This is a genomic window from Lentzea sp. NEAU-D7 (genome assembly GCF_026242055.1).
GTDB lineage: Bacteria > Actinomycetota > Actinomycetes > Mycobacteriales > Pseudonocardiaceae > Lentzea.
The window spans coordinates 1-25443 of sequence record NZ_JAPJDL010000019.1; the positions used below are offsets into that span (position 1 = coordinate 1).

General features: G+C 69.2%; 23 protein-coding genes and 2 riboswitches. Of the genes, 15 read left to right on the top strand and 8 right to left on the bottom strand.

Features of this window, described 5'->3' with window-relative positions:
• The first annotated feature begins 230 nt into the window (after positions 1 to 230).
• Complete coding sequence (locus ORI60_RS31640; protein WP_266041669.1) at positions 231 to 1181, top strand: AraC family transcriptional regulator; 951 nt, start codon at positions 231 to 233, stop codon at positions 1179 to 1181.
• On the opposite strand, the gene ORI60_RS31645 is transcribed toward ORI60_RS31640, so the two are convergent.
• Genes ORI60_RS31645 through ORI60_RS31655 form a run of 3 tightly spaced genes read right to left on the bottom strand, consistent with a single transcriptional unit; the run spans position 1178 to position 4901 of the window.
• Positions 1178 to 3205 (bottom strand): 3-hydroxyacyl-CoA dehydrogenase NAD-binding domain-containing protein, encoded by a 2028-nt coding sequence (locus ORI60_RS31645; protein ID WP_266041670.1) that lies wholly within the window; start codon positions 3203 to 3205, stop codon positions 1178 to 1180. The genes ORI60_RS31640 and ORI60_RS31645 overlap by 4 nt on opposite strands.
• 3 nt (positions 3206 to 3208) lie before the next feature.
• Positions 3209 to 4411: an acetyl-CoA C-acetyltransferase gene (locus ORI60_RS31650; RefSeq protein ID WP_093597132.1), complete on the bottom strand. Its 1203-nt coding sequence runs from the start codon at positions 4409 to 4411 to the stop codon at positions 3209 to 3211.
• 55 nt (positions 4412 to 4466) lie between these two features.
• Entirely contained in the window at positions 4467 to 4901 is a 435-nt protein-coding gene (locus ORI60_RS31655; RefSeq protein WP_266041671.1) for a GNAT family N-acetyltransferase, read from the bottom strand.
• 106 nt (positions 4902 to 5007) lie between these two features.
• Between ORI60_RS31655 and ORI60_RS31660 the strand changes: the two genes are divergently transcribed.
• The 8 genes from ORI60_RS31660 (at position 5008) to glyA (ending at position 12037) form a co-directional block, all read left to right on the top strand.
• Positions 5008 to 6144: an acyl-CoA dehydrogenase family protein gene (locus ORI60_RS31660; protein ID WP_266041672.1), complete on the top strand. Its 1137-nt coding sequence runs from the start codon at positions 5008 to 5010 to the stop codon at positions 6142 to 6144.
• Positions 6141 to 7280, top strand: coding sequence for a CaiB/BaiF CoA transferase family protein (locus ORI60_RS31665; protein WP_266041673.1), 1140 nt, complete (start codon positions 6141 to 6143; stop codon positions 7278 to 7280). Before ORI60_RS31660 ends, ORI60_RS31665 begins: the two co-directional genes overlap by 4 nt.
• Positions 7281 to 7616: 336 nt before the next feature.
• Positions 7617 to 7796, top strand: a complete 180-nt coding sequence (locus tag ORI60_RS31670; protein WP_266041674.1) for a hypothetical protein — start codon at positions 7617 to 7619, stop codon at positions 7794 to 7796.
• Positions 7797 to 7960: 164 nt separating this feature from the next.
• Positions 7961 to 8452, top strand: a complete 492-nt coding sequence (locus tag ORI60_RS31675) for a transcriptional regulator (protein ID WP_090012227.1) — start codon at positions 7961 to 7963, stop codon at positions 8450 to 8452.
• A gap of 213 nt (positions 8453 to 8665) precedes the next feature.
• Positions 8666 to 9019 carry a hypothetical protein gene (locus tag ORI60_RS31680; protein WP_266041675.1) on the top strand — a complete coding sequence of 118 codons (354 nt, stop codon included), beginning with the start codon at positions 8666 to 8668 and terminating at the stop codon, positions 9017 to 9019.
• A 14-nt stretch (positions 9020 to 9033) separates the two neighbouring features.
• Positions 9034 to 9336 carry a DUF3817 domain-containing protein gene (locus ORI60_RS31685; RefSeq protein ID WP_266041676.1) on the top strand — a complete coding sequence of 101 codons (303 nt, stop codon included), beginning with the start codon at positions 9034 to 9036 and terminating at the stop codon, positions 9334 to 9336.
• 45 nt (positions 9337 to 9381) lie between these two features.
• Positions 9382 to 9472: riboswitch (glycine riboswitch) on the top strand.
• Positions 9473 to 9567: riboswitch (glycine riboswitch) on the top strand.
• Between the two features lie 96 nt (positions 9568 to 9663).
• The gene (gene gcvT / locus ORI60_RS31690; protein ID WP_266041677.1) at positions 9664 to 10758 is read left to right on the top strand and encodes a glycine cleavage system aminomethyltransferase GcvT; all 1095 of its coding nucleotides are present in this window, start codon (positions 9664 to 9666) and stop codon (positions 10756 to 10758) included.
• A gap of 13 nt (positions 10759 to 10771) precedes the next feature.
• Positions 10772 to 12037 carry a serine hydroxymethyltransferase gene (glyA, locus tag ORI60_RS31695; protein WP_266041678.1) on the top strand — a complete coding sequence of 422 codons (1266 nt, stop codon included), beginning with the start codon at positions 10772 to 10774 and terminating at the stop codon, positions 12035 to 12037.
• A 164-nt stretch (positions 12038 to 12201) separates the two neighbouring features.
• On the opposite strand, the gene ORI60_RS31700 is transcribed toward glyA, so the two are convergent.
• Positions 12202 to 12894: a hypothetical protein gene (locus ORI60_RS31700; RefSeq protein WP_266041679.1), complete on the bottom strand. Its 693-nt coding sequence runs from the start codon at positions 12892 to 12894 to the stop codon at positions 12202 to 12204.
• Between the two features lie 139 nt (positions 12895 to 13033).
• Between ORI60_RS31700 and ORI60_RS31705 the strand changes: the two genes are divergently transcribed.
• The 3 genes from ORI60_RS31705 (at position 13034) to ORI60_RS31715 (ending at position 18034) form a co-directional block, all read left to right on the top strand.
• Entirely contained in the window at positions 13034 to 14260 is a 1227-nt protein-coding gene (locus ORI60_RS31705; RefSeq protein WP_266041862.1) for an SAM-dependent methyltransferase, read from the top strand.
• On the top strand, positions 14257 to 15027 hold the full coding sequence (locus tag ORI60_RS31710) for a DUF1295 domain-containing protein (protein ID WP_416234524.1): 771 nt from the start codon (positions 14257 to 14259) through the stop codon (positions 15025 to 15027). Before ORI60_RS31705 ends, ORI60_RS31710 begins: the two co-directional genes overlap by 4 nt.
• Before the next feature lie 958 nt (positions 15028 to 15985).
• The gene (locus ORI60_RS31715) at positions 15986 to 18034 is read left to right on the top strand and encodes a S9 family peptidase (RefSeq protein ID WP_266041680.1); all 2049 of its coding nucleotides are present in this window, start codon (positions 15986 to 15988) and stop codon (positions 18032 to 18034) included.
• A gap of 67 nt (positions 18035 to 18101) precedes the next feature.
• Here the strand turns inward: ORI60_RS31715 and ORI60_RS31720 are convergent, their stop codons facing one another.
• The 4 genes from ORI60_RS31720 to ORI60_RS31735 form a co-directional block, all read right to left on the bottom strand.
• Positions 18102 to 18917 (bottom strand): spermidine synthase, encoded by an 816-nt coding sequence (locus ORI60_RS31720; protein WP_266041864.1) that lies wholly within the window; start codon positions 18915 to 18917, stop codon positions 18102 to 18104.
• 29 nt (positions 18918 to 18946) lie between these two features.
• The gene (gene speD / locus ORI60_RS31725) at positions 18947 to 19342 is read right to left on the bottom strand and encodes an adenosylmethionine decarboxylase (protein ID WP_030476957.1); all 396 of its coding nucleotides are present in this window, start codon (positions 19340 to 19342) and stop codon (positions 18947 to 18949) included.
• Positions 19343 to 19376: 34 nt separating this feature from the next.
• On the bottom strand, positions 19377 to 20450 hold the full coding sequence (locus ORI60_RS31730) for a type III PLP-dependent enzyme (RefSeq protein ID WP_323055962.1): 1074 nt from the start codon (positions 20448 to 20450) through the stop codon (positions 19377 to 19379).
• Between the two features lie 201 nt (positions 20451 to 20651).
• Positions 20652 to 21836 carry a metallophosphoesterase gene (locus ORI60_RS31735; protein ID WP_323055963.1) on the bottom strand — a complete coding sequence of 395 codons (1185 nt, stop codon included), beginning with the start codon at positions 21834 to 21836 and terminating at the stop codon, positions 20652 to 20654.
• Between the two features lie 89 nt (positions 21837 to 21925).
• On the opposite strand from ORI60_RS31735, the gene ORI60_RS31740 reads away from it, so the two are divergent.
• From ORI60_RS31740 to pabB, 3 genes are all read left to right on the top strand, one after another.
• Positions 21926 to 22423, top strand: a complete 498-nt coding sequence (locus ORI60_RS31740; protein ID WP_266041682.1) for a SigE family RNA polymerase sigma factor — start codon at positions 21926 to 21928, stop codon at positions 22421 to 22423.
• Complete coding sequence (locus ORI60_RS31745) at positions 22420 to 23271, top strand: hypothetical protein (protein WP_266041683.1); 852 nt, start codon at positions 22420 to 22422, stop codon at positions 23269 to 23271. The genes ORI60_RS31740 and ORI60_RS31745 overlap by 4 nt, the downstream gene beginning before the upstream one ends.
• Positions 23272 to 23364: 93 nt before the next feature.
• Entirely contained in the window at positions 23365 to 25350 is a 1986-nt protein-coding gene (gene pabB, locus ORI60_RS31750; RefSeq protein WP_266041684.1) for an aminodeoxychorismate synthase component I, read from the top strand.
• Positions 25351 to 25443 lie beyond the last annotated feature (93 nt).

Sequence of the window (25443 nt, forward strand, 5' to 3'; positions counted from 1 at the left end):
GTGCGCATGTTCAGCTGACGCCACGCGCCGTCCGCGTCACCGTTGCGCGCGGACTTCCTGCCCTCCGACTTCGCCCTGGTGAGGTTCACCCCGGCCGAGGCGGGGCCCGGGGGGGGGGGCCCCCCCCCGCGCGCCCCCCCCCCCCCCCCCGCGGGGGCCCCCGGCGGGGGCCCCCCGCCCCCCCCCCCCCCCCCCCCCCCCCCCCCCGCCGGTGGCGTTTACTGTGGGTCGTGCACACCAGGACCGTGGCGATCCACTACGTGCGTGCGGCGCTTCGCGCGTGCCCGGAGCCGTCCGCCGTCCTGCTCGGTGCGGGCATCCCCCAGAGCCTTCTCGCGGACGACCGTGCGCGCGTCACGCCCGCTCAGTACACGAAGTTCATCCAGACGCTCTGGGAAGTCCTCGACGACGAGTTCATGGGCTTCGGGCCGCGGCCGTCCAAGCGCGGCACGTTCGCGATGATGTGCCTGCTGGCCGTGCACTGCCCGGACCTCGAGTCGGCGCTCAAGCGCGGCCTCGCCTTCTACGCGCTCTTCGACGAGCCGCTGGAGCTGTCGCTCGACGGCGGCCGCTTCACGCTGCACGTTCCCAGCGACCCCGACCACTTCCTCACCGAGTCGCTCCTCGTGCTGTGGCACCGCTTCTCGTCGTGGCTCATCGGCCGCCGCATCCCGTTGCAGAGCGCCGAGTTCGGCTATCCGGAACCGGCGCACGCCGCCGAGTACCACCTCATCTTCGGGTGCCCGCTGCGGTTCGGCGCGCGCGCCACCACGATCGAGTTCGACCCGAAGTTCCTGCGCATGCCCGTGGTGCAGGACGAGGCGGCGCTGAAGCGGTTCCTGCGGCACTCGCCGGCGGACCTGCTGTCCCGCCGCGACCACGGCGCGGACACCTCGGGACACGTGCGGCGGTTGCTCGGGCGCGGGGTGACCGGGCTGGAGGCCGTGGCGGCCCAGCTGGGGGTGTCGGCGCCGACGTTGCGCCGCAGGCTCGCGGCCGAGGGGACGTCGTTCCGCGAGGTGCGCGAGCAGCTGCTGCGCGACCAGGCGGTGGCCTCGCTGGTGCGGGGCGGGGAGTCGGTCGAGGAACTGGCGCTGCGCCTCGGGTTCTCCGAGGCGAGCGCCTTCCACCGGGCCTTCAAACGCTGGACCGGGTCCTCACCCGGCTCCTACCGCGCCTAGAACTTGTCGCGCTCCCGCAGCGAGGCGGGCGGGCGGAACCGCTCCCCGTACGTGTCGGCGAGGTAGTCCGCGCGTTCCACGAACGCCTGCACGCCATAGGAGTTGATGAACTGCAGCGTGCCACCGCTCCACGGCGCGAAGCCGAACCCGAAGATCGAGCCGATGTTCGCGTCCGCCACGGACGTCAGCACGCCCTCGTCCAGGCACCGCACGGTCTCCAGCGACTGCACGAACAGCAGCCGGTCGCGCACGTCCTGTTCGGACACCCCGGCGTCGGCCTTCGCGTACCGGGTCGTCAGCTCGGGCCACAGGAACTTCCTGCCGCCCTCGGGGTACTCGTAGAAGCCCGCTCCGGTCGACTTCCCGCTGCGGCCCAGCGACACCATCTCGCGGATCAGGTCGTAGGCCGGGCTCTCCGACACCAGGGACGGGTCGTCGGCGAGCGTCTGGTCGTGGATCTTGAGCTGCAGCGACAGGGTCACCTCGTCCGACACCGCCAGCGGGCCGACGGCCATGCCGGACTTCTTCGCCACGTTCTCGATCACCGCCGGCGCCACGCCCTCGGCCAGCATCGTGATCGCCTCGATCACGTACGTGCCGAACGTCCGGGAGGTGTAGAAGCCGCGCGAGTCGTTGACCACGATCGGCGTCTTCCCGATCTGCCGCACGTAGTCGAGCGCGCGCTGCAGCGTCTCCTCGGACGTCTTCTCACCGCGGATGATCTCCACGAGCCGCATCTTCGGCACGGGAGAGAAGAAGTGCAGGCCGATGAACCGCTCGGGCGCCGTCACCGCCGACGCGAGGCCGGTGATCGGCAGCGTCGAGGTGTTGGACGCGATCACCGCGTCCGGCAACGCCTTCTCCTCGGCCGCGGGCAGCACCTTGTTCTTGAGCTCGCGGTTCTCGAAGACGGCCTCGATGATCAGGTCGCAGCCCGCGAGGTCGTCGTCGGAGTCGGTCGGCGTGATGCCCTCCAGGCCCTGAGCACCCTTCTGCGCACCTTCGAGGCTGACGTCCTTCAGGACCACCTCGATGCCGGCCTTCGCGGACACCTCGGCGATTCCGGCGCCCATCATGCCCGCGCCCAGCACGCCGAGCTTGGCCACGCGACGTCCCGTGGCGGAGGCGCGGCCGTTGACCTCGTTGAGGTTGAACCAGAACGCCGTGATCATGTTCTTGGAGACCTGGCCGGACGCCAGTTCCACGAAGTAGCGGCCCTCGATCTTCAGCGCCGTGTCGAAGTCGACGTAGGCACCCTCGACGGCCGTCGCCATGATCTTCTCCGGCGCCGGGTACACGCCGTGCGACTTCTTGCTCAGCACGGCCGGAGCCGCCGCGAGCAGGCCGTAGCTGGTGGGGTCGCCGAACTTCAGGTCCGGCACGCCCGCGCCCTGCACGTCCCACGGCTGCGTCGGCGCCGGGTTCTCCTTGATCCAGGCGCGGGCCTCGGAGATCAGCTCCTCGCGCGTGTCCACGACCTGGTGCACGATTCCGGCCTGCAGCGCGCGTTCCGGCCGCAGCTGCTTGCCTTCCATGAGCAACGGCAACGCCTTCTGCACGCCCAGCAGGCGCACCATGCGCGTGACGCCACCGCCGCCGGGCAGCAGGCCCAGCGTCGCCTCGGGCAGGCCGACGCGGATGCTGTTGTCGTTCAACAGGATCCGGCGGTGCGCGGCCAGCGCGATCTCGAACCCGCCGCCGAGCGCGGTCCCGTTGATCGCCGCCACGACCGGCTTGCCGAGCTTCTCCAGGCGGCGCAACTGCGACTTGAGCTCCTCGACGCCGTCGAGTGCCTGCGAGGCGTTCTCCGGCGTGATCGCGATGAGCACGTTGAGGTCGCCGCCGGCGAAGAACGTCTTCTTGGCGGACGTGATGATCACACCGGTGATGTCGTCGCCCTCGAGCTTCGAGACCGCGTCGCCCATCAGCTCGCGGTACTCGTCGTTCATCACGTTGGCGGAGCCGGACATGTCCATCGTCAGGGTGACGATGCCGTCCGCGTCCTTGTCGTAGTGGAACGGCATGCCTCAGACCCTCTCGATGATCGTCGCGATACCCATGCCGCCGCCCACGCACAACGTGGCCAGGCCGCGGCGCAGGTCCCGGCGCTCCAGCTCGTCCAGCAGCGTGCCCAGGATCATGCAGCCGGTGGCGCCGAGCGGGTGGCCCAGCGCGATCGCGCCGCCGTTGACGTTGACCTTGTCCTCGGGGATGTCCATGTCGCGCAGGAACTTCAGCACGACCGAGGAGAACGCCTCGTTGACCTCGAACAGGTCGATGTCCTCGACCGAGAGCCCTGCCTTGTCCAGCGCCTTGCGCGCGGACGGAGCCGGTCCGGTGAGCATGATCGTCGGCTCGGTGCCCACGACGGCGACGGACACGATCCGGGCGCGGGGCGTCAGGCCGAGGGCCTTGCCCGTCGCCGCCGAACCGATCAGCATCGCCGCGGCGCCGTCGACGATCTGCGACGAGTTGCCGGGCGTGTGCACGTGGCTGATGCGCTCGACGGTGGGGTAGCGGTCGATGGCGACGGTGTCGTAGCCGAGGTCGCCGTGGAACTGGAAGCTGGGCTTCAACCGGCCCAGGGACTCCACAGTGGACTCCGGACGGATCGTCTCGTCCTCCTTGAGCACCACCGTGCCGTTCTGGTCGACGACCGGCACGACGGACCGCTCGAACCGGCCGTCCTTCTGCGCCTCGAACGCGCGTGCGTGCGACCGGGCGGCCCACGCGTCGACGTCCGTGCGGGAGAAGCCCTCCAGCGTCGCGATCAGGTCGGCCGACACGCCCTGCGGCACGAACGACAGGTCGAAGTTCGTCTGCGGGTCGATCGCCCACGCGCCGCCGTCGGAGCCCATCGGCACGCGCGACATCGACTCGACGCCGCCCGCCACCACCAGGTCCTCGAACCCGGACGCGACCTTGGCCGCGGCGAGGTTCACCGACTCGAGGCCCGACGCGCAGAACCGGTTGAGCTGCACCCCGGCCGGGCGCTGGTCCCATCCGGCGGCCAGCACCGCGGTCCGGGCGATGTCGCCGCCCTGCTCACCGAGCGGGGACACCACGCCGAACACGACGTCGTCCACCGCGGAGGTGTCGAGGGAGTTGCGTTCGGACAGCGCGCGCAGCACACCGGCGGCCAGATCGACGGGTTTCACGCTGTGCAGCGACCCGCGCTTTCCCTTGCCGCGCGGCGTGCGCACCGCGTCGAAGATCAAGGCTTCGCTCATGACACCACGCTAGGCCCGCGTGTCGGAGCTGGCCATGACCGCGAAGGGTGACCGATTAGCTCACCAGGAACTCCATGTGCTCGGGTTCCTCGGCGTCCACGAACCCGAGACGCTCGTAAAGGCGTCGCGCCGGCAGGTTGTGGTCGTGCACTCGCAGCCGCACGACCTTCCAGCCCTCCTCGACCGCCCACGTCAGCACCGTCCTGACCAGGGCTTCCCCGATCCCCTGGCCGCGATGGCAGTCACGCACCCACATCGAGTAGAGGTAGAGGCCCTCGGGTTTCGCGGTGGCGGCGACCAGGGCGGCCGGTCGAGGGGCGAGCGCGACGAGCTTCAGGCCTTCCGCCGCGCGCGAACGCCACTCGTCCTCGCTGAACGACCGCTCGCGGGCCAGTGTGGAGCCGAACTCCTCGGGGTCGCTGGCCAGTGCGTCGAGCCGGATGTCGCGCCAGAGCTCCCAGTCGTCCGGCGTGACCTGGTGGATCTGCATACCCGTCAGTCTGTACGACCGGGGTGGGAATTTCGCTCAGTTTTTCCGGGCTGCGCAGGCGCGGCGGTCATGGCGTGGATCACCACCCGGTGGTTTCGTGGACCGCATGGCAGAGCGTCGATCGCGGTGGATGGACAGTGACCTGGACCAGCTGCGCCAGCTGGCACGCACGTTCTTCGAAAAGGAGGTCACACCGCACGTCGAGCGCTTCGCCGAGCAGAAGCAGGTCGACCGCGAACTGTGGCGCAAGGCCGGTGAGCTCGGCCTGCTGTGCCTGAGCATCCCCGAGGAGTACGGGGGTGGTGGCGGCACCTTCGCGCATGAGGCCGTGTTGCTGGAGGAACAGGCACGCGCGGGCGACAGCGCGTGGGGCAACAGCGTCCACAGCGGCATCGTGGCCCACTACCTCAACTCCTACGGCTCCGAGGAGCAGAAGCAGCGCTGGCTGCCCAAGCTCGCGTCCGGCGATTACGTCGGCGCGATCGCGATGACCGAACCCGGCGCGGGCTCCGACCTGCAGGGCATCCGGACCAAGGCGATCAGGGACGGCGACGAGTACGTCATCAACGGCTCGAAGACGTTCATCACCAACGGCGTGCACGCCGACCTGGTGATCGTCGTGGCCAAGACCGACCCGGCGCAGGGCGCGCAGGGCATCTCGCTGCTCGTCGTGGAGAACGACATCCGGCGCGGCCGCGTGCTCGACAAGGTCGGCATGAAGGGTCAGGACACCGCCGAGCTGTTCTTCGACGACGTCCGCGTGCCGGTCACGAACCTCCTCGGCGACCAGGAGGGCCTCGGGTTCATCCAGCTCATGCAGCAGCTGCCGCAGGAACGCCTGATCATCGGCGTCTGCTGCATCGCGGGCATCGAGGCGGCCGTCGACGTGACGCTGAAGTACGTGAAGGAGCGCACGGCGTTCGGCAAGGAGCTGATGAAGTTCCAGAACACCCGCTTCAAGCTCGCCGAGTGCGCCACCGAGGCGGCTGTGACCAGGGCGTTCATCGACGAGTGCGTGGAGAAGCACCTGAACGGTGAACTGGACATCCCGACCGCCGCGATGGCGAAGTGGTGGGCCAGCGACCGGTTGGGCAAGGTCGTCGACGAGTGCGTGCAGCTCTTCGGCGGCTACGGCTACATGAACGAGTACCCGATCGCGCGTGCCTGGTCCGACGCCCGCGTCCAGCGGATCTACGGCGGCACGAACGAGATCATGAAGGAAATCATCGCGAGGTCCCTGTGACTGCTTCTTCTGGGAAGGGGCCTCTCGCAGGCCTTCGCGTCGTCGAGCTCGCCGGCCTCGCGCCCGCGCCGTTCGGCTGCATGGTGCTCGCCGACCTCGGCGCGGACGTGATCCAGGTGCACAAGCCGGGGAGCGTGCCGACGATCCCCGGCGACTTCCTCGGCCGCAACCGGCGCTCGATCGCGATCGACACCCGCAGGCCTGAGGGCGCCGAGCTGGTGCTGCAGCTGGTGGAGCGCTCGGACGTGCTGATCGAGGGCTTCCGGCCGGGCGTCACCGAACGGCTGGGCATCGGCCCCGCGCAGTGCCTCGCCCGCAACCCGCGCCTTGTCTACGGGCGCATGACCGGCTGGGGCCAGGACGGGCCTCTCGCCGACCGCGCCGGCCACGACATCAACTACATCGCCGTCGCGGGTGCGCTGGAGCCCCTCGGCCGGGCCGGCGGGCCGCCGTCGTTCCCGATCAACCTGCTCGGCGACTTCGGCGGGGGAGGGCTGCTGCTGGCTCTCGGCGTGCTCGCCGCGCTGTACGAACGCGAGAGGTCCGGACGTGGCCAGGTCGTGGACGCGGCCATGGTCGACGGGGCGGCGTTGCTGACGACGTTCCTGCACGGGATGCGGTCCGCGGGCATGTGGGCGGGCGGGCGCGGCGAGAACATGCTCGACGGTGGGGTGCCGTTCTACGACGTGTACGAGGCCGCGGACGGGAAGTACGTGGCGATCGGCGCGCTGGAGGAGAAGTTCTACGCGGACCTCGTGCGCGTGCTGGGGCTGGAGGACGCACCCTCGCGCAACGATCCGGCGAACTGGCCCGAGCTGCGGGAACGCATCGCGGCGGCGGTGAAGACCAGGCCGCGGGACGAGTGGGCCGACCTCGCGCGGGACACGGACGCCTGCCTGGCGCCGGTGCTGAGCCCTGAGGAGGCGGCACGGCATCCGTACAACGAGGCGCGCTCCACTTTCGTGGACGTGTCCGGTTCGCCCCATCCGGCGCCGGCGCCTCGCTTCGACCGCACTCCCGCGGCCGTTCCCACGGCGCCGGTTTCCGCCGGGGCCGACACCGGGGAAGTGCTTGCCGGCATGGGTGTGGCGGACGCCCGCATTAGTGAACTGCGGCGGTCTGGAGTAATTGGATGAATGTTCGGGTGCGCATTAATAACGCCACGAGGGCGTGACGGTGCGTGATGGGGGACGATCGGCATCCGGGTGAGGGCCGGTGCAACAGTCTCTCTTCCAAGCTGTGGGATGCGAGGGCTTCGTGTTCACCTCGTGCCCAGGACATCGGCGCTGCTGACACCCTTCTTTAGCCGCCATTCGGGTGACGTTGGCCGTCGTGCAGGCGTGCGTCGCCGGTGGATCCCGGGAGGAGTTTGGCGTGGTCGTTGTTCATCGCAAGGGTGAATGAGGGACCATGACGGGTGACACGGGCGGTCCGCCGCTCGACCGGTGAACCACACGGACGGAGAGGTACCTGTGAACCTCAAGAAGGTGCTAGTGCTGGCGGGCGTCGCGCTGGTGCTGTTCCTCCTGATCACCCAGCCCGAGCAGTCCGCCTCGGCGGTGCAGCAGGTGCTCGGCTGGCTGCGTCAGGGCGCGGAGTCGATCATCACCTTCGTCAGGAGCCTCTTCGGCACGGCCACCCCGCTCAGCTAGTGACAGCCGGTGATCCTCGGCCGTTCGCGTTGAGCCGGATGGGTGGAATGAGGCCAATCACGCACTGGTAACGGGTGTTCCGGGGATTCAGGGTCTGGCGATTGTCAGACCTACCGAATACCTTCCGCTGCAATGGCCGATCCCCGACCGACGAGGAGGCACATATGGTCGAGGACTCCGGGGTCCACGAGCTGTTGCAGCAGTGGGCGGCTGAACGGTCTGATGACGCAGAGATGCAGGAGGTGAACCGGATCAAGAACGCATGGCTCGCGGAGGCTCCCCCCTCGGCGCCAGGCATCCCCGTGCAGCGGGGAGGCAGGAGCGGGTCGCGTGGCTTGGTCAAGGTCGACTCGGCGGATCCGGCCTACGTGGCCGCGATGCGCAAGCGGGCGCCGGAGGCACCCGAGGCACTGCTCGCCGCCGCGGCGAGCTACTGGCAGCTGGTGGGCGACGTCGCCGAGGCCGAGCAGTGGTGGGACGCGGGCATCAGCCCGTTGGACCAGCGCGCGCTCGACTACCGCGCGGCCGGCCTGTCTCCTGCCGACCTCGGTCGGCGCCTGGGACCGATGACGGTTCTCCAGCACCTTCGCCGCGGTTCCGCCGCAGCCTGGTGCGTCGCACGTCTGCAGAGGCAGCGCCGGGACGGCGTGGCGTAGCGGGGAACGGGCTGTCGGAGGCGGCAGCCCTGCATCCACCCAAGAGCAGGCACGCGCGCTCGCGGAGCGCGCTCGCCGTGTTCGTTCGCCGCGCTTGACCGGGGGCGACCCCCCGGACCCCTGTTGTTCCCATCCCCTCACGGGTGGCCTCCTGCCAGGAGGCCTCACCCAAGTAGTGTGGAGGTCGTGCGCGGCCTCCTTACTCCCCAGCGTGTGCTGATCGCGTTCGCCTGTCTGGCGGCGCTGGTCGCCTGTTGCGGGCTCGCGTGGTGGCAGTGGCAGCGCTTCGAGTCCGCCAGCGGCACGTTCCAGAACCTCGGTTACGTGCTCCAGTGGCCGCTCTTCGGCCTCTTCCCCCTCTTCATGGTGTGGCGCTTCCGCCGTTTGACGCGCCAGAACCGTGACGCGGATCTCGCACCGGAGCCGGTTGCGCCCGCTCCTGCCCCGGTGGCTACCGTTGACGCCGTCAAACCCGCGCCTGTCGAGCACTTCGACGATGAAGAAGACGCGGAGCTCGCGGCCTACAACCGCATGCTCGCGGACCTCAACGCGCGGGACGGTCGTTGAGCGAAGGCGGGCAGATGAAGGGTGCGTTGACCCGGTTCAGGGTCATGGCTTACGTGGTCGGAGTCTTCCTGCTGCTCCTGGTCGTGGCGATGGTGCTCAAGTACGCCGCGGACATGGGTGGCGCGATGAAGGTCGTCGGCCCGATCCACGGCTTCCTCTACGCCATCTACCTGGTGATTTCCGTCGACCTGGCGCTGAAGCTGCGCTGGTCGATCAAGGGCACCCTGCTGGTGCTGATCGCCGGCACGATCCCGTTCCTGTCCTTCTGGGCGGAGCGCAAGGTGGTCGAGAAGACTGCTCAGGGCGTCCCGCTGTGACGTTTGGCCTGCTAGCGTCTGGGGCTGACAACTGAACACGGCCGTCGATGTCGCGCGGAAGAGACCCCTGCAGAAGGGGCGCCGAAGGAGCAATCCCTCCCCGGAATCTCTCAGGCACAGATACCGCACGACGAAGGCAACTCTGGAAAGCAGGCTCATCAGCAGCCTCGCCCACGGTGCAAGTCGCGCTCAGCGCGGCGAAGCTCTCAGGCTCATGACAGAGGGGGAGGCTCGCTCTAGTGAGGAGTCTCCGATGGACCGTGTCATTCTTCTGATGCCTCAGCCGGCCGCGTCCGGCTCTTCGGCGCACCCTGGAGGAGCGTTCTGATGTCCCGCCTCACGCCTCTGAACGCCGAGCACGAGCAGCTCGGCGCGATGTTCACCGACTTCGCGGGCTGGCGGATGCCGCTGCGCTACTCGTCCGAGCTCGCGGAGCACCACGCGGTGCGCAAGACCGCGGGCCTGTTCGACCTCACGCACATGGGTGAGATCGTCCTGACCGGACCGCAGGCCGGTGAGGCCCTCGACTACGCGCTGGTCGGCCACATCTCGGCACTCGCCGTCGGCAAGGCCCGCTACACGATGATCACCCAGGCCGACGGCGGCGTGATCGACGACCTGATCGTGTACCGCCTGGGCGACCAGGAGTTCATGGTCGTCGCGAACGCCTCGAACGCCCTGGTCGTCGCCGAGGCTCTGGTCGAGCGCGCCGCCGGCTTCGACACCGTCGTCGCCGACAGGTCGACCGACTACGCGTTGATCGCCATCCAGGGTCCGAAGTCGGTCGAGATCCTCTCCGGCTTGACCGACACCGACCTGTCGACGGTCAAGTACTACGCCTCGTACCCGTCCACCGTGGCCGGTGTCGACGCGCTGCTCGCCCGCACCGGGTACACCGGCGAGGAGGGCTTCGAACTCTTCGTCGCACCTGCCGACGCACCCGCGGTCTGGGCGGCGCTGCTGTCCGCCGGCGAGGCGCACGAGCTCAAGCCGTGCGGCCTCGGCTGCCGCGACACGTTGCGTCTCGAAGCCGGGATGCCCTTGTACGGCAACGAGCTCACGACGTCGCTCACGCCCTACAACGCGAACCTGGGCCGCGTGGTGAAGCTCGACAAGCCCGGCGACTTCGTGGGCCGCGAGGCGCTGACCAAGGTCGCCGAGTCCGGGGTGGACTCGGTCCTCGTCGGACTGAAGACCCCCGAGCGTCGCGCTCCGCGCCACGGCTACGCGGTGCTCGACGGCGACGAGGTCGTGGGCGAGGTGACGTCGGGCGCGCTGTCCCCGACCCTCGGCTACTCCGTCGCCATGGCCTACGTGTCGAAGGCCAGTGCCGAGCCCGGCACCTCACTGCTGGTGGACGTCCGCGGCAAGAAGCAGCCGGTCGAGGTCGTCGCACTTCCGTTCTACAAGCGCGCCAAGTAGGGAGATCCTCCAGATGTCCGACCAGTTCAACGCTTCCCTCGCGGAGTACGACCCCGAGGTGGCCGAGGCCGTTGCGGCCGAGCTGGCACGCCAGCAGGGCACGCTCGAGATGATCGCCTCGGAGAACTTCACGCCCGTCTCGGTGCTGCAGGCCCAGGGCTCCGTCCTCACCAACAAGTACGCGGAGGGCTACCCCGGCCGCCGCTACTACGGCGGCTGCGAGCACGTGGACGTCGTCGAGCGCCTCGCCATCGAGCGCATCAAGTCGCTCTTCGGCGCCGGTTTCGCGAACGTCCAGCCGCACTCGGGTGCGCAGGCCAACGCGGCCGCGATGTTCGCACTGCTCCAGCCCGGCGACACGATCCTGGGCCTGGACCTCGCGCACGGCGGCCACCTGACGCACGGCATGCGCATCAACTTCTCCGGCAAGCTCTACAACGTCGTGCCGTACCACGTCGCGGACTCCGACGGCCGCGTCGACATGGCCGAGGTCGAGCGCCTGGCGCAGGAGCACCGGCCGAAGCTGATCGTCGCCGGCTGGTCCGCCTACCCGCGCCAGCTGGACTTCGCCGAGTTCCGCCGCATCGCGGACTCGGTCGAGGCCTACCTGATGGTCGACATGGCGCACTTCGCCGGCCTGGTGGCCGCGGGCCTGCACCCGTCGCCCGTGCCGCACGCGCACGTCACGACGACCACGACGCACAAGACCCTCGGCGGTCCCCGCGGCGGCGTGATCCTGTCGAACGAGGCGGACATCGCCAAGAAGATCAACTCTGCGGTGTTCCCCGGCCAGCAGGGCGGCCCGCTGGAGCACGTGATCGCGGCCAAGGCGGTGGCGTTCAAGCACGCCGCCTCGCCGGAGTTCGCGGACCGCCAGCGCCGCACGCTCGAGGGCGCGCGGATCCTGGCCGAGCGCCTGTCGCAGGCGGACGTCGCCGCGGCCGGCGTCAAGGTGCTGACCGGCGGCACGGACGTGCACCTGGTCCTCGTCGACCTGGTCGGCTCGGAGCTGGACGGCAAGCAGGCCGAGGACGTGCTGCACCAGATCGGCATCACGGTCAACCGCAACGCCGTTCCGAACGACCCGCGTCCGCCGATGGTCACGTCCGGTCTGCGGATCGGCACGCCGGCGCTCGCGACCCGCGGGTTCGGCGAGGTGGACTTCACCGAGGTCGCCGACGTGATCGCGGAGGCCCTGAAGCCGGGCGCGGCGATCGACGAGCTGCGTGCGCGCGTCGAGGTGCTGGCGGCGAAGCACCCGCTGTACTCCACGCTCTGACGCTCAACCACAAGGGGCGCCACCGGAGATCCGGTGGCGCCCCTTGCGTTGTGCGACCCGAGAGCGAAACGACGGGAACCCCGGCCCCTTCCCCAGGGCCGGGGTTTCACCGTGTCAGGGTGTTGTGTGTTTCAGATGGACCGTCCTATTGGGATGCTCGGGGGTTACGCAGCGGGCGCCGTGACGCCGGGGGGCAGGCATTCCACGTTGCGCTTGCCGTCGGGCTGGATCACGAACCAGGTACCGCCGACGCCCTGGCCCTTCCAGGCGCCCGGCTTCGGGTCCTGCGAGTACGTGTAGAGAGCCCAGCCGTCGATGGCGACCTGCTTCTTGCCGTCAGCGCGGGTGATCAGCGACACCAGCTTCGCGTCGACGCCCTCGACCTGCGGGATCGTGTCGGCCAGCAGCGGCGGCCAGGTGACGGCGCACTGGTTGTTGCAGTTCGACTTGCCTTCGGGCTTCGGGGTGTCCTTGTCGAAGCGGTAAAGGGTGCGGCCGTCGCCGTCCTGGACCACGAGGCCCATCTTGTCGACGGGCTTGCCGACCAGCTTCAACGTACTCACAGGGGCTGCTGCCGGGGGCTGCGCTGCCGGGGGCTGCGCGGCCGGAACTTCCGGGGCCTGCTGCTGGACAGGGGCTTCGGGGGCCTGCGCGGGCTCCTGGAGTACCGGGGGCTGACCCACGTCGCCGTAGTCACCGAGGACGCCCAGGTCGGTTTCGGTTTGTGCCACCGGCTTGGAGTTCGTGCCACTGCCAGTGGCGCTCCAGACACCCAGACCCAGCACAACTGCCAGTCCCGCGGCGAGCCCGATGGCAATGCGGTTACGTCGGATCACACTCATGTCCTCCTCGTCCATCCGTTCGCTCTATCCAGGCCATACGGCCGGGGTTGCGTCTCGGTTCAGAAACGAACCGAACCTCATCCCGTCTCGAACGTCTGGCGGAGTCAGGTCACGCAGGAGGTGCAGGGTGGTCGTCGCAGGTCAGCTGGCGGGAATGGCCGAACGAGTGCTGGGTGCACCGTTGCCGATCGGATTTCGGGCGTGGGACGGAAGTGTGGCCGGGCCGCAGGACGGGACGGTGCTCGTCATCCGATCGCGTGACGCGCTGCGGCGGCTCGTCTGGAGCCCGAACGAACTGGGGCTCGCCCGCGCGTACGTGAGCGGCGAGCTCGACGTGGAGGGTGATCTCGCGACCGGTCTCTCGCAGATCTGGGGACTCGTGCGCCAGGGCGTCACCCGGCGGCCGCGGCTCTCGGAGGTGGCGAAGCTCGCGTGGCGGTTGAAGGTCCTGGGACCCAACCCGGACGCGCCGAAGGAGGAAGCCCGGCTGCGGGGCGCGCTGCACACGAAGAGCCGCGACCGCGACGCCATTTCGCACCACTACGATCTGAGCAACGACTTCTACCGGCTCGTGCTCGACCCGAGCATGGCCTACTCGTGCGCGTACTTCACGTCCGAGGACGAGCCGCTCGCGCAGGCGCAGCACAACAAGCTGGACCTCGTGTGCCGCAAGCTCGGCCTGGAGCCGGGCATGCGCCTGCTCGACGTCGGCTGCGGGTGGGGTTCGATGATCATCCACGCCGCGAAGCACTACGGCGTGCACGCGACCGGCGTGACGATCTCCGCGCAGCAGCGCGCGCACATCCTCGAGCGGATCGAGGCCGAAGGCCTGACCGGCCGGGTCGAGGTGCGGCTGCAGGACTACCGCGAGGTGCGCGACGAGCCGTTCGACGCGATCTCCACGATCGAGATGGGCGAGCACGTCGGCGAGAGCAACTACCCCGAGTACGCCTCGACGCTGCACCGGCTGCTCAAGCCGGAGGGCCGCCTGCTGCTGCAGCAGATGTCGCGCGGACGCAACGCGCCGGGCGGCGGTGCGTTCATCGAGTCGTACGTCGCGCCGGACATGCACATGCGGCCGGTCAGCCGGACGACGGGCTTCCTCGAAGACGCCGGCCTGGAGATCCGCGACGTGCACGCGTTGCGCGAGCACTACGTGTGGACAGTGAGGGCGTGGGCGCAGACCCTGGAGGAGCGCTGGGACGAGGTCGTCGCCCTGGTCGGCGAAGGCCAGGCACGCGTGTGGCGGCTGTACCTCGCGGGCGGCGCGCTGACGTTCGAGGAGGGCCGGATGGGCGTGGACCAGATCCTCGCGGTGCGCAGGAGCGAGAACGGCCGCAGCGGCATGCCGCGGGTACGTCGTGAGCTGGTGGCCCGGTGAGCTTCCTGATCAGCTTCGTCGTGGTGCTGGCGCTGCTCAGCGCCCTGTTCCTGTACGCGGACTCCCGCAAGCGCTACGACCTGATCGACTCGGTGTGGGGCCCCGGCTTCGCCGTGATCGCGGTGATCACGCTGCTGTTCGCGGAAGGCGAACCAACCCGGCAGTGGGTGGTCACGGTCCTCACCGTCGTGTGGGGCGTACGCCTGGGCGTGCACATCCACTCGCGCAACCGGGGCAAGGACGAAGACCCGCGTTACCAGGAAATCCTGAAGCGTGCCAAGGGAAACCCGCGCCTGCGGATGTACCGCGTCTACCTCCTCCAGGCCGTGCTGATGTGGATCGTGTCGCTGCCGGTCCAGGCCGCACAGCACCTTTCGGCCCCGTTCGGAGTGCTGGATTGGCTGGGCACTGGCGTGTGGATGGTCGGCTTCGTCTTCGAGGCCGTAGGTGACTGGCAGCTCTCCCGGTTCCGCGCGGACCCGGCGAACAAGGGCGCCGTGATGGACCGCGGCTTGTGGCGCTACACAAGGCATCCGAACTACTTCGGCGACTCCGTCGTGTGGTGGGGCCTGTACCTGTTCGCGCTGCACTCGTGGCTCGCCGCGCTCACGATCATCGGCCCGGTGGTCATGACGTGGCTGCTCGCGAAGGGCAGCGGCAAACCGTTGCTGGAGAAGGACATCGTGTCGCGCCGTCCCGGCTACGCCGAGTACGTGCGGCGCACCAGCGGCTTCTTCCCGCTGCCTCCGAAGAGTCGCGTGGGGTAGGGCTGCTGGGGCGCGGTGGCTGGAAGTTGAGGTTCCGGCACTTCGCTGCGTGCCGCGGAGCCCGTAGCCCTTTGCGGACCGTGTCGGCGGTCTCTCCGGCCTGACGGGTGGCCTCCATGGTGTCTCTGCGGCATCTCGCCACGGCGTCGGCGGGCAGCTCGCCCTGTGTCCGCCTGGCGGCGTGCTGACGCCTCGCAACGGCTGCGGCATGCACCCTGCCTCGTGTCCGCCAGGCGGTGTGCCGGTGCGTTGCGTCGGCAGGGTTCGCCCGGCAGAGGCCGGGCGCCTTGCGTGGCGTCGGTGGGCGGCCTGCCACGGTGTCCCTGCGGCGTGCGGAGACCTCGCCATGGGCCTCGGCAGGCAGCTTGCCTTGTGTCCGTCTGGCGGCGTGTTGGCGCCTCGCAACGGCCGCGGCATGCAACCTGCCTCGCGTCCGCCGGGTGGGGTGCCGGTGCCTCGCTCCGGCGCCGGCAGGCGGCCCGCCTCGCACCCACCCGGCAGTGGCCGGGCGCCTCGCGACTGCCTCAGCAGGCGCCAGCCTCACGTCCACCCGGCGGTGTCGGTGCCTTGCTGCGGCTTCGGCTGGCAGCTGGCCTCGTGTCCGCCTGCCGGTGTGCTGGTGCCTAACCGCAGCCTGGGCATGCGGTCTGTCTCGCGCCCGCCCGGCGGTGTGTCGGCGGCTCCGCCAGGCAGCCTGCTCCGTGCCCACCCGGCGGCGTGTCGGCGGCTCCGCCAGGCAGCCTGCTCCGCACCCACCCGGCGGCGTGCCGACGCCTCGCCCCGCCCGAAGCACGCCGCCTGTCCCGCACCCACCCGGACAGCCTGCCGGGCAGCCCGGCCGCGCCCTCCGCGGGCGGCGCGAAGAGCGCCGTGCCCGGCGCCCCGACGGCGGCTGTCGTTCGAAGCAGTGCACGTCACAGCGCCCGTGCGGCACGCGTGCGCGGGTTAATGTTGGAGCGTGGGCAACGACATCTCCTTCCCGCGCCAACAGGCGCGCACCCAGCGGTTCACCGTCGGCGCACCGAGGACCTTCGCGGTGTCGGCGGACGGCGCACGTGTCTTCTTCCTGCGCCCGGCCACGGCCACGAGCCGTGCGAACGGGCTCTGGGAGCTGAACACGGCCACCGGCGTCGAACGGCTGCTCGTCGATCCGGCGACGCTGCTGTCCGATCCGGAGGATCTGCCGGCGGAGGAGAAGGCGCGCCGCGAGCGCACGCGTGAGTCCGGTGCGGGCATCGTCGGTTACGCGCTCTCCCGTGATGCGTCGGTGGCCTCGTTCGCGTTGTCCGGTCGCCTGTTCGTCGCCGACCTGGTGAGCGGTACCGCCCGTGAGCTGCCGACCCGGGGTGGCGTCGTCGACCCGCGCGTCGACCCGACCGGCCAGCGCGTGGCGTACGTCACGAGCGGCACGCTGCGCGTGGTCGAGCTGGGCTCCGGTGAGGACTACGCCGTCGCCGAGCCGGACGGTGAGGACGTGACGTTCGGCCTCGCCGAGTTCATCGCGGCCGAGGAGATGTCGCGCTACCGCGGCTACTGGTGGGAGCCGGACGGCAACCGCCTCATCGCCGCACGCGTGAACAACGCGCCGGTGCAGCGCTGGTACATCGCCGACCCGGCGAACCCCGGCACCGCCGCGACCGAGATCGCCTACCCGGCGGCGGGCACGGCCAACGCCACGGTGTCGCTGCACGTGGTGTCGCTCGACAGCACGTTCGTCCCGGTGCTGCTGGAGTTCGACTACCTCAACGACGTGCACTGGTCGTCCGGCGGCGCGCCGCTGATCACGACGCAGACCCGCGACCAGCGCACCCGCCGGATCTACGCGCTGTCCCCCGACACCGGCGCCGTCACCGAGCTCGCGGTCGAGACCGACCCGACGTGGCTCGAGGTCAGCGACGGCGCTCCGGCGTGGACCCCGGACGGCCGTCTCGTGCGGATCGTCGGCCAGGGCGACGAGTACGCGCTCCAGGTGGGCGACGACGTCCTCACCCACGGCCTGCAGGTGCGCCGCGTGCTCGACATCACCGACGACTCGATTCTGGTGGCCGCCTCCGCCGCCGACCCGACGCAGACGCACGTCTACTCGGTCGGCGAGCACGTCGAACAGCTGTCCTCTGAGGACGGTGTGCACTCCGCTGTTCGTGGCGGTGGCAAGGTTGTCCTCGTATCGGCCACTTTGGACTGGTTCGGCGCGCGGGTGCGGGTAGGTGACCACGTCATCGAGTCGTGGGCGGACACGCCGGTCCTCAAGGCGTCCCCGCGCATGCTGACGCTCGGCGAACGTTCGATCCGCGCCGCGCTCCTGCTGCCCACCGGCCACGTCCCGGGCACCAAGCTCCCGGTGCTGATGGACCCGTACGGCGGCCCGCACGCCCAGCGCGTCGTGTCCGCCCAGAACGCCTTCCTGGCCTCGCAGTGGCTGGCGGACCAGGGCTTCGCGGTCCTCGTCGCCGACGGCCGCGGCACGCCGGGCCGGGGCCTCGCCTGGGAGCGCGCGATCGCGTTCGACTTCGCCGGCGCCACCCTGGAGGACCAGGTGGACGCGCTCCACGCGGCCGCCGCGGTCGAACCGGACCTCGACCTCACCCGAGTGGCGATCCGGGGCTGGTCCTACGGCGGCTACCTGAGCGCCCTGGCAGTCCTGCGCCGCCCGGACGTCTTCCACGCGGGCATCGCCGGCGCCCCGGTGACCGACTGGCGCCTCTACGACACCCACTACACCGAGCGCTACCTGGGCCACCCGGACGACAGGCCCGAGGTCTACGACTCGAACTCCCTCATCGCCGACGCGGACAAGCTCTCCCGCCCGCTGATGATCATCCACGGCCTGGCCGACGACAACGTGGTGGCCGCCCACACCTTGCGCCTGTCCAGCGCCCTGCTCGCCGCCGGCCGCCCGCACACGGTGCTGCCGCTCTCGGGCGTCACGCACATGACCCCGCAGGAGCAGGTGGCGGAGAACCTGCTCCTGCTCCAGGTCGAGTTCCTCAAGCAGTCGCTCGCCTGACATCGGCGGAGAACAGCGGAAGGGGCGCCTCCCGCAACGGGAAGCGCCCCTTCCGGGAAGCCTTCGATCAGGCCAGCGAGTGCCGCACCCGGTAGGGCGGGATGCTGTTGCCCACCAGCGCCAGGTCGTCGATCGACTCCGGCTGGTACCCGGCCGTCTTCAGCCGCTCGACCATCAACGCCGTCGGGTCCTCGACCACGTCCGCGCGGCCGAACAGGTACGCCCACTCGTGCTCGTCCGAGCCGTAGTAGGCGACGGTGTCGAACACCTCGTTGAACCGCTGCCAGGAGCGGATCAGCGTGGTGTTGCGCCACATCGTCTGGCAACCGGACTGGTTGACGACGACGCCGCCGGGACGCAGCAGGGCCTTGCACATGCGCAGGAAGTCCGCGCCGTACAGACGGTTGTGCTGCGCCTCCTCCTCACGCTCGTCGGGCAGGTCCACCAGCACGATGTCGTACTTCTCCGACGTCGTGCGGATGTACTCGAACCCGTCGATGTACTGCACGCGGATGGGGCCGGAACCCTTCTCCGCCTCGGCCAGCTCCTCGGGCGTGTAGCCGTACGGCAGGTGCTCCGCGCACAGCTTCACGGCCTGCTCGTCGATGTCGATGTGGTCGACGACCGTCGCACCGTGCTCGACGGCCATCTGGCACACGACGCCCTCGGAGGAGCCGATGACCAGCACGCGCTCGACGGTGTCGGCCAGCAGCAGCGCCGGCACCATCAGGGCCTCGTGGTAGGTCAGCTGGCTGAACTCCGTCGACTGCCGGTCGTTGTCGCAGAAGAGCGACACGCCCTGCGCCGTACGGGCGATCACCAGGTGCTGGAAGTCGGTCTTGGTGTCGACCAGCACCTCGTCCACCTGCCAGTGGCGGGTCATGCCATCGGCGAGCGGCTCGTTGATCGTGTTCACGCGACATGCTCCTTGACGCCACGAGTGACGAGGTCCGTGCTCACGTGAGCAGCGCCCAGAGCGTCAGCGAGTAGCTGGACGGCCAGTGCGGGTTTCGCACGCGTACCGCAGGTGAAGACGTCGACGAACACCGAACCCACTTCGGGATACGTGTGGATCGACGCATGGGATTCCGACAGCAGAGCCAGCACGGTGACTCCTTGGGGATCGAACTTCTTGGAGATCACCTCCAGCACGGTTGCGTCGGCCTGCGTGAGAACCTCACCAAGGGCGTGCTTCAGGAACTGCTCGTCGTCGAGCAGATCGGCACTCACACCCGAGAGCTCTGCAAGTACGTGCTGTCCCGCGAACAAACCGACGGTCTCCTCGGTCTGACAGGGCGCTTCGGACATCAATCACTCCAAACTATGTGAATTGCAGACGGGCTTAGACGCAGTACGTGGCCAACGGCGGGAAGCCGTTGAAGCACACGGACGAATAGGAGGAGGTGTAGGCGCCCGCGTGGAGGATGTCCACGTGATCGCCCGCCTGCAGGTCGAGCGGCAGGTCGTAGCGGGTGTGCTGGTAGATCACGTCGTCCGCGTCGCACGTCGGGCCCGCCAGCACGATCGGCCCCACGGGGCCGCCGTCGCGCGAGGTCCGCAGCCGGTACGCGATCGCCTCGCCCTCGGTCTCGGCGAGACCCTGGTAGCGGCCGATGTCGACGTACACCCAGCGGCGTTCGTCCGAATAGGACTTCCGGGAGACCAGCACGACGGAGGAGCGGATCATCCCCGCCTCGGCGGAGATCGCCCTGCCCGGCTCGATCATCACCCTCGGGCGGGCGGCGCCGAAGTGCCGCGCGACCGAAGCCTCGATGGCGGTGGCGAAGGCCTCCAGGGACGGCGTGGCCTCCTGGTAGACGGCCGGAAGGCCGCCGCCGAGGTTCACCGTCGACGTCTCGATGCCTTCCGCGCGCAGCTTCGCGGCGATCAGCGCCGCGTCGGCGATGCCGGAGTCCCAGCCCTCGACGGAGAGCTGCTGCGAACCCGCGTGGAACGCGACTCCGAGAGGAACGAGTCCCAGTTCGTGCGCCAGCCGCAAGAGATCCGTCGCCATCTCCGGATCGCAACCGAACTTGTTGCCGAACGGGTAGGTGGAACCCTTGCTGTGGACGAGGATCCGCACCAGCACGGACGAACCGGGCGCGTGGGAAGCGACGAATCGGACGTCCTGCTCGCTGTCCGACACGAACATCCGCACACCGCGCGAGTACGCGTACGCGATGTCGGCGGCCTTCTTGATGGGGTTGCTGTAGGAGATCGACGACGGCTCGGCGCCGCGCGCCAGGCACAGGTCGATCTCCGCGGGCGACGCCACGTCGAAGTGCGAACCCTCCGCGACCAGCGTGCCGACCACGTCGGGCTCCGGGTTCGACTTCACCGCGTAGAAGATGTCGATGGACGGCAGTGCCGCGCGAATCGCCTGGTAGCGCGCGCGAATCGTCTCGAGGTCGATCACCAGACATGGTGTCGACGGGTTCTCCTGGTTCAGGAAACGCCGAATACGAGCCTCTGCCTCGTTGCGCCGATCAACGGCGAAGCTCTCGGTCATTTCCCCAGGGGTCCCCCTTCATCCGCCTCGCGTTCCGTACGCGGGCACGGCCGTCCACTCTACGGCCTGGACACCGGAAGTGCGCAAGCCAGTCCAGGCGAGTGTGATTTACCCAGCAGAACGCAGCTCGATCATCGTGATGTCCGGAGGGGCGCCCACGCGCACCGGCGGACCCCAGAAACCCGCGCCACGACTGGTGTAGAGCCAGGTGCCGTCCACCTTCGACAACCCGGCGGTGCTGGGTTGCTGCAACGGCACGAGGAAGTTGAACGGGACCATCTGTCCACCGTGTGTATGGCCGGACAACTGGAGGTCGACGCCTCGTGAAGACGCGTCGGCCACCTGCACGGGCTGGTGTGACAACAGGACTACGGGGTTGTTGCGATCTCGTCCCGAGAGGGCGCGGTCGAAGTCCGGTCCGTCGTTGTAAGACTTGCCGGTGACGTCGTTCACACCCACGATCTCGATGCCGCCGGCGACCGTCAAACCCTCGTTGCGCAACGGGTTCACGCCGAGCCTGTCGAGCTCCGCGATCCACTGTTCGTGACCGGAGAAGTACTCGTGGTTGCCGGTGACGAAGAAGCTGCCTTGTTTGGACACGAGGTCCCGCAACGGTGCCGCGGCCTCGCCCAGCTCGGCCACGGTGCCGTCCACCAGGTCGCCGACGATCGCGACGACGTCCGCTTCCTGTTCGTTGATCATCCGCACGATCCGCTCGGTGTGCGAACGCCCGAGCAGCGGTCCGAGGTGGATGTCGCTCACGACCGCGATGCGGAAGCCCGACAGCGACGGCCGCAGCTTGTCCAGCGTCACCGGCACGTTCAGCAGCTGCGGGGCGCCCAGCGCCTGCGTCATGCCGTAGCCGACGATCCCGCCCGCAGCGATGCCGGATCCGATCGCCACCGAGCGCGAGATGAACAGCCGCCGCGACGGGTCCGGCACGATCTCGACCGGTTCGGCGGGCGCGGGACCGGCGGCGACGGGCACCGGCGCGAGCGTGGCGCGCTTGAGCAGGATCCGCCGCGGCACCTCCGCGACACCGAGCACGATCGCCAGGTAGAAGAGCACCGCGAGCCAGATGAACCCGGGCCAGGCGAAGAACTTCCCGTACTCCGGTGGCACCCTGCGCGTCACGACCAGCGCGCTCATCAGCATCAGGAACGCGCCGACGATCGCGACCCCGCCGACGCGGCGCCCCAGCGTGCGGGGCCGCGTCGTGTCCACGACCAGCCGCCGCCACAGGTACAGATGGCCCAAGGCGACCGGGACGCCGAGGAGCAAAAGGAAAATCACGACATCAGTATGCGTTTCGAGAACTCCGTGCAACCCCCCAGGCCCCGCGTGGCGTGACTAACCCGGCACCGCAGACAAGGGGAGACCTGATGAGTGACCGGGACGCCGCGTTCCAGGAGTACTTCGCGGCCCGTTCCGACGCCATGCGAGGCACGGCATACCTGCTGTGCGGCGACTGGCATCGCGCGGAAGACCTCGTGCAGCAGGCCTTCACCAAGCTGTACCTGGCTTGGAGACGGGTCGAGCGGCACGAGTCGCTGGACGCCTACACCAGGCAGATCGTGGTGCGGACGTTCCTGTCCGAGCGACGGCGCGGGTGGTTCCGGTTCGAGTCGGCGACGGACGACGTGGCGGACTCGGCCGCCCCGCCCGGCGTCCACCCCGAGGAACGGATGGTGCTGCTGGAGGCTCTGGCGAAGGTGCCTCCGAAGCAGCGTGCGTGCCTCGTGCTGCGGTACTGGGAGGACATGTCCGTCGAGCAGACGGCCGTGGTCCTCAAGTGTTCGGAAGGAACCGTGAAGAGCCAGGCCGCGCGGGGGCTGCAGACGCTGCGCGGCCTGCTCTTGGAGCAGGAGAGGGTTCGATGAACGAACAGGACCTGAAGAGAGCGTTTCAGGACGTGGTGGTGGCGAGCAGCCCGCCGCCCCCGATGGATCCGGGCATCGCGCTGGACCGGGCGCACAAGGCCCGTTCCAAGCGGCGTGCGTCCATCACGGGGGCCGCGGTCGCCGTGCTCGTGGTCGGTGTCGGGCTGGGGTCGGCGTTCGCGCTGAACCCGCAGGGAACGACGGACTACCTGGTGGGCGCGGGGCAGAGCAGCAGCTCCCGCCCCGGCGCGCCGGACACGCAGTGGGGGGAGGACTGGCCGGTGGGGCAGTCCGACCGGACGGCCACCAACGGCCCGCAGGCCGACCGCGGCACGCAGCTGCTGAACCTCGCCAAGGCGTCCGTGCCCGCCGGGTACGAGACGCCCGACCTGAAGTACAAGGACCCCGGCATGCACGGCGGCATGCTCCGCGCACAGGCGCAGATCTCCACCGACAAGGGTGAGACGCCCGAGGTCTGGCAGTACACGGCGTACGTGCCGATGCGACAGGGGGACAAGGTCGGCAAGCTGACGGTGCACGTGTCGATGCCGAGTCCTGAGGACCCGGCTGAACCGTGCGCGCTGGCCAAGCGGTTCCAGGGCATGAACGACGCCGAGTGCAAGATCGTGGACGTCGCTGGGAAGCAGATCGGGGTCGCCTCTCCCGCGAGCCCCGAACGCGGTACCGGCACCTGGGCGTCGTACCGGGCGGCCAACGGCTGGACGGTCACGGTCATGCAGGAGGGGGAGTACCCCTACAGCGGCTACCCGGCGCTGGACGGGCAGCCCTTCCTGTCGCCGGAGCTGGCCGCCCTGGCGGCTGATCCGAAGTTCCTGCTCGGCAGCTGAGTTCGCGTCGCGGGTCGAGGGCGGTCACGATTTGTGGCCGCCCTCTCTCGTTGCTCTTTTCGGGTGTTTTGCCAGGTAGAGTGCCGTCCTGCAATGCGGACTCTGCTCATCGACAACTACGACTCGTTCACGTTCAACCTCTTCCAGCACCTCGCTGAGGTGAACGGCGCCGAGCCCGTGGTCGTCCACAACGACGACCCGCGCTTCCGGCTGGCCTCACTGCGGTCGTTCGACCACGTGGTGATCTCGCCCGGCCCCGGCCGGCCCGGCAACCCCGCCGACTTCGGCATCTGCCGCGCGGTGATCGACCACGCCGAGATCCCGTTGCTGGGCGTGTGCCTCGGGCACCAGGGCCTGTGCCTGTCGTACGGCGCTGTGGTGGGGCCTGCGCCCGTGCCACGCCACGGGATCGTCTCCCCGGTCACGCACACGGGTGTCGACGTGTTCGCGGGCCTGCCCTCGCCTTTCGACGTCGTGCGGTACCACTCGCTGGCGGTCACGGACCTGCCCTCCTCGCTGGAGGCGATCGCGTGGAGCGACGACTCGGTGCTGATGGGTGTCCGCGCTCTCGACCGGCCCGCGTGGGGCGTGCAGTTCCACCCCGAGTCGATCTGCACGGACTTCGGCCGCGAGATGCTCGCGAACTTCGCCGCCCTCACCCCGACCAGGACCGCCGCCGTGCCGGAACCGGTGCTGGTTCGCCCGGCGGCTCAGAAGCGCCCTGTGCACGTCCGGAAGCTCGCCGTGGCCGTGAACGCGGAGGAGGCCTTCGCGGCGCTCCACGGGGCCTCTGAGACCGCGTTCTGGCTGGACAGCGGGGCCGGCGGGCGGTTCTCCTTCATGGGAGACGCCTCGGGACCTCTCGCGCGCGTCGCGCAGTACTCGGTGCAGGACCAGGTGCTCACGCTCGACGGCACACCGCGGCCCTGTCCTTCTTTCTTCTCCTGGCTGGACGAAGACCTCGCGTCGTGGGTCGTCGAGCAGCCGGACGTCCCGTTCGAATTCGCCCTGGGCTGGGTCGGATACCTCGGCTACGAGCTGAAGGCGGAGTGCGGTGGCGACTTCGCCCACCGCGCGGAACAACCGGACGCGTCGTTCGTCTTCGCCGACCGCGCCGTGGTGATCGATCACGCCGGCGATTGCGTCTATTTGCTGTCACTGTCCGATGACGAGTGGTTCGGCGAGGTTTCGGCGGTTCTGTCCAAGCTGACACCATTGGCCGAACCTTCACGGCCGGTCGTCTCCGACGTGACGTTGCGTCATCCGCGCGCGCACTACCTGAAGCTGATCAGCGCCTGCCAGGAAGCGATCACGGCGGGGGAGACCTACGAGGTGTGCCTGACGAACATGATGTCCTGGCGCGCGTCGCTCGACCCGTGGGACACATATCGGCTGCTTCGCGCCGCTAATCCCGTTCCGTTCGGGGCACTGCTGCGTTTCGGTGACCTCTCCGTGCTCAGCACGTCACCCGAACGATTTATCAGGGTGGACCGAGATGGCGTCGTGGAGTCATCGCCGATCAAGGGGACGCGGCCGCGAGGTGTTGATGCGTCCGACGACGAGATGTTGCGCACAACGTTGGCGCGATCTGTCAAGGACCGCGCGGAGAACCTGATGATCGTGGACCTCGTCCGCAACGATCTCGGCACGTGCGCGGAAGTCGGTTCCGTCGAGGTGACGCGGTTGTTCGACGTCGAGACCTACGCGACCGTACACCAATTGGTGAGCACCGTGAGGGCTCGACTTCGGCCGGACAGTTCTGCCGTCCGATGTGTTCGAGCCGCGTTTCCCGGAGGATCCATGACCGGTGCGCCGAAGATCCGGACCATGCAGATCCTTGATGGGCTGGAAGCCGGTCCACGCGGGGTGTACTCGGGAGCGCTCGGTTACTTCTCGCTCAACGGAGCAGCCGACTTCAGCATCGTCATCCGAACCCTGGTCGGCAACGGCGACCAGGTGAGTTTCGGTGTGGGTGGAGCGGTGATCTCGCTGTCCGACCCCGACGAGGAATTCGAGGAGACGGCGGTCAAGGCAACTGCCGTGTCACGCCTGTTCGGAGCGCACTTTCCAGGCCGTTGATCCCGCGTTCCGGGGATGGTGTGAACGAACCGGGATGTGCTGGTTCTTTTGGGTTAACACGTCGGCCGGCGAACCGGCCGACGTGTGGAAACC

Excerpts from the sequence above, each read along its gene's own strand:
- ORI60_RS31645 (WP_266041670.1), bottom strand. The coding sequence starts at position 3,205 with ATGCCGTTCCACTACGACAAGGACGCGGACGGCATCGTCACCCTGACG.
- ORI60_RS31650 (WP_093597132.1), bottom strand. The coding sequence starts at position 4,411 with ATGAGCGAAGCCTTGATCTTCGACGCGGTGCGCACGCCGCGCGGCAAG.
- ORI60_RS31655 (WP_266041671.1), bottom strand. The coding sequence starts at position 4,901 with ATGCAGATCCACCAGGTCACGCCGGACGACTGGGAGCTCTGGCGCGAC.
- ORI60_RS31660 (WP_266041672.1), top strand. The coding sequence starts at position 5,008 with ATGGCAGAGCGTCGATCGCGGTGGATGGACAGTGACCTGGACCAGCTG.
- ORI60_RS31675 (WP_090012227.1), top strand. The coding sequence starts at position 7,961 with ATGGTCGAGGACTCCGGGGTCCACGAGCTGTTGCAGCAGTGGGCGGCT.
- ORI60_RS31685 (WP_266041676.1), top strand. The coding sequence starts at position 9,034 with ATGAAGGGTGCGTTGACCCGGTTCAGGGTCATGGCTTACGTGGTCGGA.
- gcvT (WP_266041677.1), top strand. The coding sequence starts at position 9,664 with ATGTCCCGCCTCACGCCTCTGAACGCCGAGCACGAGCAGCTCGGCGCG.
- glyA (WP_266041678.1), top strand. The coding sequence starts at position 10,772 with ATGTCCGACCAGTTCAACGCTTCCCTCGCGGAGTACGACCCCGAGGTG.
- ORI60_RS31700 (WP_266041679.1), bottom strand. The coding sequence starts at position 12,894 with ATGGACGAGGAGGACATGAGTGTGATCCGACGTAACCGCATTGCCATC.
- ORI60_RS31705 (WP_266041862.1), top strand. The coding sequence starts at position 13,034 with ATGGCCGAACGAGTGCTGGGTGCACCGTTGCCGATCGGATTTCGGGCG.
- ORI60_RS31720 (WP_266041864.1), bottom strand. The coding sequence starts at position 18,917 with ATGACCCGCCACTGGCAGGTGGACGAGGTGCTGGTCGACACCAAGACC.
- speD (WP_030476957.1), bottom strand. The coding sequence starts at position 19,342 with ATGTCCGAAGCGCCCTGTCAGACCGAGGAGACCGTCGGTTTGTTCGCG.
- ORI60_RS31740 (WP_266041682.1), top strand. The coding sequence starts at position 21,926 with ATGAGTGACCGGGACGCCGCGTTCCAGGAGTACTTCGCGGCCCGTTCC.
- ORI60_RS31745 (WP_266041683.1), top strand. The coding sequence starts at position 22,420 with ATGAACGAACAGGACCTGAAGAGAGCGTTTCAGGACGTGGTGGTGGCG.
- pabB (WP_266041684.1), top strand. The coding sequence starts at position 23,365 with ATGCGGACTCTGCTCATCGACAACTACGACTCGTTCACGTTCAACCTC.